The sequence below is a fragment of the Vibrio sp. 1562 genome (genome assembly GCF_033340155.1).
Taxonomy (GTDB): domain Bacteria; phylum Pseudomonadota; class Gammaproteobacteria; order Enterobacterales; family Vibrionaceae; genus Vibrio; species Vibrio alginolyticus.
In genome coordinates this window covers 1-7,839 of sequence record NZ_JAWOVY010000047.1, presented here as the reverse complement: position 1 = coordinate 7,839, position 7,839 = coordinate 1, and the positions used below count along the sequence as shown (strand labels likewise).

Genomic DNA, 7,839 nt, shown 5'->3' with positions numbered 1-7,839 from the left:
GAGTTATTCGAAGTAACACAACAACTGTTAATTCAGTAACCACATCAATTTTACCACCCTGCGGGGACGATTCCGTCCCCTTCAGGGCATGGGTTCGTCTCCGCTTTTTTTTGGAGACTCCTATGAAAAACAAAAAGTTCTTAGCTGGCGAAGAAGCCGGTACTTACATCGTTCCTGAGCAAGTGACTGAAGCGGATATCTTAGATATGGCGCTCAAGCTTGCCCGTGGTCGATTGAGTAAAGGTCGAAAAATTGAACAGCCATCGTCGGCGTTCTCATACCTGCAAACACTGATGCACGAGTATGAGCACGAAGTCTTTGGCGTACTGTTTCTTGATACAAAGCATCGCGTTATTCGATTTGAAGAGCTGTTCAAAGGCACTTTAGATGCAGCGAGCGTTTATCCAAGGGAAGTAACAAAACGAGCGCTAGAACTTAATGCGGCAGCAGTGATACTGGTTCATAACCATCCATCGGGTGATCCTGAGCCAAGTGAAGCTGATAAACGCATCACTCATCGACTCCGTGACGCCTTGTCACTTGTTGATATTCGAACGCTTGACCATGTCGTGGTCGCATCCGAGGGCTGCGTTTCGCTTGCCGAACGCGGTTATCTGTAATGAATGGGCGTATTGCCCATTCTCCTACATCACAAAAGCAGTCCCATCAGCACACATCATCACAGCTCGAATTTCTATTTGAGTTTGATGATGCCCCAGTCACTTGGTCTGACACGGAAATCTGGCAGTTACGCGAAGGCATTCTTTTGGATGCGATCCGTGTATTGCTGGACGGTCGTGTCAGTACTCGGTTGCGCAAGGATGTGTTGTCGTGGATTCAAAATGACGAAATAGCGCCATTTTGCTTTCGTGTTTGCGCAATGGCTGCCGTTGTCGATCCTGATGTGCTTCGTGAGTCCATCATGTGGCTATTAAGACGACATGGTATCCAGCTTGACTAACGCTCCTGTATTAACCGAACGGCTAATGCTGGACCTAAGCTGACTTTTACCACCTGGGGTAGGAGTCGGCATTTTATTTAAGGAGGTTATATGGCGTTACCTTTACAAATTGACACAGTAAGGCCATATCTCAATGGCCAATGGCTTCAAGTCTTGGCGGCATTGGTGCCAGAACTTGATGCCGCTATTGCTCGAAAAGGGCGTCATGTGGCTTGTCCTGTTCATGGCGGTCGTGATGGCTTTAGGCTGTTCAAAGATGCTGAATATACCGGTGGCGGCGTTTGTAATACCTGCGGTATCTTTCATGATGGTTTTGAACTGTTGTCTTGGATCAATGGATGGAACTTTGCTCAGTCTATTGAAGCAATCGGCCAGGTTCTTGGTATTCAACCCGGACAAGTACCAACTCGGGCAATACCGAGTAACGCTGTTGACCGGAAGACTAAAAAGCAGGTAGAGGACAAAGCGATTATCCAACGTTTGAATCAAACGTGGGGAGAAACGTTATCTCTTGCAGATACTCGTGCGCAACCTGTTTGGAACTACTTGCATCGTCGTGGCATTGTGACGCGGCTTCGTCCTGAATGGGATTCGGTGCTGAGGTTTCATCCAAACTTGCCTTACCATGATGAAGATGGCCTGTTTATCGATAGCTACCCAGCGCTGCTAGGTAAAATCGTTACTCAGCAAGGGCGTTCGGCCACGTTTCATCGGATCTACCTAAGTGAAGATGGATTCAAAGCGCCGGTTGAAAAGCCAAAAAAGATGATGCCCATACCAAGTGACAGAACAATCACTGGTGGTGCCATTCCGATAGGTGAGCCTGGTGAGGTACTAGGTGTTTCTGAAGGTATAGAAACGGCCCTAGCGGTAACCAGAGCAACGGGGCAAACATGTTGGTCGGTTGTGAATGCAACACTACTGGCTAGGTTTGAACCACCAAGTAATGTGAAAATGCTGTACATCTGGGCAGATCACGATCTCTCTGAGACCGGCCTGAATGCAGCGAATGAACTCAAGAAAAAAGCCTGGCAAAAAGGCATTCTGACACAAGTGTTGATCCCTCCGATACCAACGTCACTTGGCGTGAAAAGTTGGGATTGGAATGATGTGTTGAATGTTTACGGTGCCATGGGCTTTCCTAAAGTTCATATCTGATCCAAGGGGCTTCGGCCCCTTTTTTTTGCGCCTTGCATAATTGAAAAAACATGGAGAATGAAAAATAGATAACTAATAGGAGAAACAAACATGATGGTTTTAACCCTGTTAACAAAGCAGATTGATGGTGAGTTTACGGTTTACTGGAAGACCGGCCTTCGAAGAGGTGGTGAGCTAAAGGTCGATTTAGGTGAGCAATACGACAAGCTACCTGAGCAGCAAAAGCCAATTGCAGCTGAGCTTTATGCTATTCATCACCTACTGTCAGTGAAAGAGGTGATGGGGAGTAACCGAAGCGGTAATGGGCTTCAAATCCGGGTCAGTAAAGGAGCTATCAAAAAGTTACAGAAACAACGCTCAACTCAGCATTCACTTTACAGCCTGACTAGGTTTTTGCTTACTCGATACCAGGAAGCACAGATCTCGGTAGAGAAGCGGGACGATTGGCTCTCACATTCCTTCGAAGAATACAGCGTCGATAATGCTACAGTGAGAGAAATCGATGAGGTCATCAACGTTCCGAACATTGGACCTGTCGTGGTGACTCGTCATGCACTGGAACGGTTTGTGGAACGGCTTTCAGACGGTGCTCCTAAGCATCCTTGGAAGGCTTTGTGCACAAAGCTGCTATGCTCTGGGCTAACTAAAGCCCAGTTACCAGAAAGCGTCGCTATCCAAAAAACAAAAAAATATGCACAAGAGGCCGAGTTCTGGCAGCATGTTGGTAGCAAAATGAACTTTGTTATGGTTCCGGGTGACTCAATTAAAACGTTGGTTACGGTTTTTGCAGTAAATTGAGTTAATGTAGTATTCAAAATTTCTGAATATTACTTACGTGCCGATAGCAGAACTTCAGTAACTAATCATACTAACTAGTTGAATCTAAATTGCTTGACGTTATTACTTAGAAAGGCTCTTCTTCTTCAAGAGCATATGTTCCTTCTGCTTATCGGGCATAAAGAGTACACGATTGTCCTTTAATGACTCGGGATACTTGTTTAAACCTGTCGAAATGATAACTTGAAAGTCAGCTCCATAATTTTTCAATTCTTCCAACTGACGAATACAGTTAATCAGATACTCTAATTCGATTCCGGCAGTTTCAGGTGTGTCAATAAGTAAAAAGCGCGGGAATGTCACTGATTCATCAGACAAAGCTAAATGCATGAGAGTGATAAAGTACATCATTCGAATTGAAACAAGTGAACTTGTTTCTCGATAGAGACCATCATTAATTGAAGGCAAATAGTTATCAAGCGCAATCTTTGCCGATCTGCAATCAGGCAAAGTATTTTTCATCAGCTCATCATACTTTTTACTAAACGCATTTACCTTCGAAGTTACATCCTGTTGAGCTTTAATCTCAAGCCCTTTCCTCTTTAACTCAGCGTCTTTTGCTTTAGAGCTAACCAGATCAAAATCTTTTTGGATACGTTCCAGCTTTGATTCAATCTCCAACAATCGATTCAAATTCGCAACATCTTCTCTAAGCTGCAATATTTTATCGTCAATATCATTTAGGCTTTCAATGTCAACAATTTCATCGACCCGCCCAAGCATTTCTTGTAGCTTTTCACGGAAAGTCACCGACTTTTTCTCTATCAACTCAATTTCTTTTTTAATCTCTTGAACTTCAGAGTCACAATCATCATATGCGGTTTTAATTGTTGACAGTGCCTTAAGTTTCGTTTTCAGAATATCTTTATACTCTTTTGATGTGTAGAAAAACCTCTCATATTGTTCTTCTTCTATCGAAGCGCCACAAACACAATGCCCTTCCACACGATCCACGTGACTTAAGCAGTATGGACAAGTATCAGATGTAAAAAGGTTTAGATGATCGTGTGAAAAAATAACTTTTTCAATGCGTCTAATTTCTGAAGCAGATTCATTTCTAACTACGTTTAATTTGTACCGTTCATCAAGAGCTGAAACCAGATTTTCTTTTAATCGGCTTAATCTAAGTTCACAATCAATTAATTCTGATTTGCACGACTCAATATCTTGATTAATTGTATTTGATCCAGTTCGATTTCGCTTGAATGCCTGTCTGGCATCATGCAACTTGTCAATTTGCTGCTCTTTATCAGAGATTTCTTTCTGTAAAAAACTGACATTTTTAGCCCCGCCATTTTTTCGCATTTTGTCGGCTAAAAGCGTGTACTCATTCACAACCGCTTTAGCCAAGCTTTTCTCTCTCGACAGCTTCTTTTCCTCGACAATAGAGTCGTAGTAATCAGAATAGGCTTTACCAACTAAGAGTTCAAAAATAGCTTTTCGAACCAACTCAGAATCAGAAACATACGTTGAATTAGTATCTGGCTTTTTATAAATACCCTCTGGGTTCGGCTGTTGATCGTGATAAATCAGCCGCATCAAGTCTGATATATTAATTTTAAATGTATTATATCCATGAAAAAGCTCGACCACAGATATTTCCAATTTCTCGAGAATCCAGTCAGAAAAAACGTATGAATCTTTGCTTCTGTTTACGGGATATATTTCAGTCTTATCTTCCGAAAGAGAAAATCTTACCTTCTCTTTAATTAAAGTATTTTTATCTTCTGAATATATCTTCTCAACCACCCGCTCATAGGGGATTACTGTTACTTCATTATCTCCAAAGTAGCGCCTTAGTAAATAACTGCCATCATTGATTGAGATATAAAGATCAACATAGTTATCACTATCAGAAGTTATTTCATCGTGGCGCTTATCATTATTTCTTCGAAATATTGGAACCTCTCCACCCAATGCAAAATAAATCAAATTACAGAAGGTGCTTTTCCCTGTTCCATTATCGCCCTCAATTAGGATGATATTTTCGTCGAACTCTTTAGACTCGAAAAAATACTTGCTTCCTTCATAAATAAGCTTATTAACTCGCATCAGACCCATGTTCGAACTCCATTTTCAACATAAATTTTACCTAACATGGTATCCAGAGTTAGCGATGCCAACCGTCCCACTTTCTTTGATATATTTATTATATTCTTAGATTCCGACTCGAAAACATTGCTGTTCAAAAAGTCATTGGGAAGGTTATCCTTAGTCAAAGTAACATCAATTTCTTGTGCTTTACCTCGATTCAAAGTCACATAGCCTCTCTTCTCAAGAACAAACAACAACTTAAGAATTTCACTTCTTCTAGTTAATCCATTCGAATAGCTGTCAAGTAAACACTCATAATCTTTCGGGTTCAGTTTTTCTCCTGAAGAATGAGAAACCACATAGACTGTTTTATCATTACTGATAATGTCAGTTAAAAAAGCCAACTTCCTGTAGTCTCTAAAAAATTTCCCATCACGACAACCTAAAGAATCCAAAATAACAAGAACGGAATAGCAATAAAGATAGAAATCTTCACCGCTTAAGTACATTAGCCTTTTCTTTGTACTTACATCACTCATCACTACACTCATCAAAAGCTAAAAAACACCCATCAAATAAATTCCAAATAATTCCTTCTATTGTTTTATCATTAGAAATCGTATATTTGTAATCGGTCTTTAACTTAGAAATATCTTCTACTGCTTTTGATAAGAGCGTTTGAAGAACAGCATCCAAGTCGTTGCCGCTTTCAGGGGCTACATATCCATCATCTGAAAAATATTCTTCACAAGCTTCAAAAACACGATACTTCAAAGACAAAAAAGACTTGTCTGCTTCACGCTCTTCATACTTAGAGCCACTTGCTTTTCTAGCTAACAGTCTAATTCGACGATCTGAAATATCCTCAATTACTGAAAGTACTTTTTCCTTCAGATTTCGCTTGTCGGTCACATCCTTTTCAAGCTCGGCGATATAGCGCCAAGTAGGGTCTATACTCTCGTCTGGAATTTGAGACTCTGCTTCTTTAAAAATCAGTTTTACATCTGAACTATGAACCAACTTATCGACTAAGTTTTTACTATTTTGCTTTTCACTCAGCTTATCCATTAACAAACAAAATATTATTTTTTCTTTGCCTATATGCGCATTGTTGTGAAGTGGTGAATTTTCAATATCCGTTAAAACTGTCTGCTTGAGTGCATCCTCATCTTCCTGACCGAAATGCCATAAAATTTTCCTCAAAAACTCTTTAAACATATCAGCATTTAGACCCCGAAGCGTTTCTAAGTTTCCTGACTTAGGCTTTTCTTTATATTGGGAAGCGTACTCTTCAACAAGAATTTCTTTTACTAAATTAATTGTATCGTCTGAAACATCATCAAACGATTGAAGAATTTCTAAAATTGGTTTTTCTGGTAGAGCTATTTCTTTACCGCTATTGAGCTTGGATTTTCTTTCCTTACCGACATCCCTCGTCGTGTAAAAGCCCAAATATACGCTGTTGCTGGTGCGAAATTGATCTACATAGATGTCATAAAAACTGACCAACGTATTTATAACCGGAGGACTAAAAATTGTGAAATTGCCATTCAAGTCATAATTCTTGTCTTCTTCGAAGTAATTACTGACTTCTCCATCTACAATAGTCTGATGGGAAACATCTTCGAGATTTTCCACCGCAGTAAAAAATACAGTACTTCTATCCTGCTGAATCGTTTGCAGCATGAGCTTAATCGCCCTTATGAGCTGTAATCTAAAGCCTTTGCCAGAGTCTCCAGCTTCCCTATTGATAGTCTCTACTGCCATAAAAAAGTGTCATCTTGATTTAATCTGGCCAATGTACACGATCACTCTTTAAAAGTTAACCCACAGCTATATTTCCTCTGCAAAGTTTGATAGTTCGATGTCCGCTCCTAGCTCAAAACGGAAAACCATATTTTTGGCTCATTAAAGTTAGCTGTTACTGGTCAAGACAGCTAGTCAGAAACACACACGATTCATTCATCTATCTGGCTAATCGCCCTGACGGGGATCTTTAGCATGTTAGCTCTATGAAATTTTCTGGAGCTGACAATGAGAACCCCCTTGTTCCCTTGGTTCATCCTATGGGTGACCATCCCAATCATTATTTTCTTGCTATTCATCTTGCCCGCCCATGCCAGTGATGGACCATTCTATCAGCGTGGTCAGGAAGGCTGGTTTTGGTATCAGGTTATTCCTGAACCTGAGCAGCCTGATGAGCTGATAGAGCCGGAAACTGGTGTCGTGGAGTCCAGTCAGAGCGAACTAAAGCCCTTCAGTGCCGCATGGTTCCGAGAGCATATGCAATCGTTCATGGACAAGGCAATTGATGAGCCGACGAATGAGAACGTCAGAGCCTATCTGTATCTCCAGCGCGTCATGATGGATAAGGGCTCACAGTTTGCTGATGTTAGTCAGCAGGTGGTCATGGGCGATCCTGTTTTGGATGAAATCAGTCGCAGACCCTTGGCGACCTATGCTGCCAATCGGATGGATCGAGAAGCTGGCGCTCAACGTGATGTAGCTTTAGGTGAAGTAGCGAAGCGGGCTGGTTTGTTCTTTTTCTATCGTTCGGATTGCCCTTATTGCCATGCTCAAGCGCCTATCATCGAATCTATGGCCTTGAACTATGGGTTCGAGGTGTTTGCTATTGCTGTCGATGGCTTGCCTTTACCCGGTGGAGAGTTTCCCAATTACAAAGTCGATTCAGGACAAGCCCAATCCTTGTCCGTTACGACTGTCCCTGCCGTGTTCTTAGTTGACCCGCCTAACGTTATTACTCCGATTGGACAAGGCGCAATGAGCCTTGATGAGCTCAATAATCGAATCATTCTCGCAGCCCATCAAGCCGGTTGGATTGACGATCA

At 41.5% G+C, this 7,839-nt stretch carries 8 protein-coding genes; 5 read left to right on the top strand and 3 right to left on the bottom strand.

Features of this window, described 5'->3' with window-relative positions:
- The first annotated feature begins 122 nt into the window (after positions 1 to 122).
- From radC to R7Z49_RS22650, 4 genes are all read left to right on the top strand, one after another.
- Positions 123 to 620 (top strand): RadC family protein, encoded by a 498-nt coding sequence (radC, locus tag R7Z49_RS22665; protein ID WP_000791199.1) that lies wholly within the window; start codon positions 123 to 125, stop codon positions 618 to 620.
- On the top strand, positions 620 to 961 hold the full coding sequence (locus tag R7Z49_RS22660; RefSeq protein WP_001014428.1) for a hypothetical protein: 342 nt from the start codon (positions 620 to 622) through the stop codon (positions 959 to 961). The genes radC and R7Z49_RS22660 overlap by 1 nt, the downstream gene beginning before the upstream one ends.
- A 90-nt stretch (positions 962 to 1,051) precedes the next feature.
- Positions 1,052 to 2,119 carry a primase-helicase zinc-binding domain-containing protein gene (locus tag R7Z49_RS22655; protein ID WP_193285797.1) on the top strand — a complete coding sequence of 356 codons (1,068 nt, stop codon included), beginning with the start codon at positions 1,052 to 1,054 and terminating at the stop codon, positions 2,117 to 2,119.
- A gap of 90 nt (positions 2,120 to 2,209) precedes the next feature.
- The gene (locus tag R7Z49_RS22650; RefSeq protein ID WP_024015931.1) at positions 2,210 to 2,917 is read left to right on the top strand and encodes a hypothetical protein; all 708 of its coding nucleotides are present in this window, start codon (positions 2,210 to 2,212) and stop codon (positions 2,915 to 2,917) included.
- A 102-nt stretch (positions 2,918 to 3,019) separates the two neighbouring features.
- Here the strand turns inward: R7Z49_RS22650 and R7Z49_RS22645 are convergent, their stop codons facing one another.
- The 3 genes from R7Z49_RS22645 to R7Z49_RS22635 are packed head-to-tail and all read right to left on the bottom strand — an operon-like array spanning position 3,020 to position 6,757.
- Entirely contained in the window at positions 3,020 to 5,017 is a 1,998-nt protein-coding gene (locus tag R7Z49_RS22645) for a hypothetical protein (RefSeq protein WP_024015932.1), read from the bottom strand.
- The gene (locus R7Z49_RS22640) at positions 5,008 to 5,529 is read right to left on the bottom strand and encodes a hypothetical protein (protein ID WP_024015933.1); all 522 of its coding nucleotides are present in this window, start codon (positions 5,527 to 5,529) and stop codon (positions 5,008 to 5,010) included. The genes R7Z49_RS22645 and R7Z49_RS22640 overlap by 10 nt, the downstream gene beginning before the upstream one ends.
- Positions 5,522 to 6,757 (bottom strand): hypothetical protein, encoded by a 1,236-nt coding sequence (locus tag R7Z49_RS22635; RefSeq protein ID WP_043960473.1) that lies wholly within the window; start codon positions 6,755 to 6,757, stop codon positions 5,522 to 5,524. Before R7Z49_RS22635 ends, R7Z49_RS22640 begins: the two co-directional genes overlap by 8 nt.
- A gap of 267 nt (positions 6,758 to 7,024) precedes the next feature.
- On the opposite strand from R7Z49_RS22635, the gene R7Z49_RS22630 reads away from it, so the two are divergent.
- Positions 7,025 to 7,839 (top strand): thioredoxin family protein (locus tag R7Z49_RS22630; protein ID WP_318112077.1); only part of this gene is annotated, 815 nt, incomplete at its 3' end.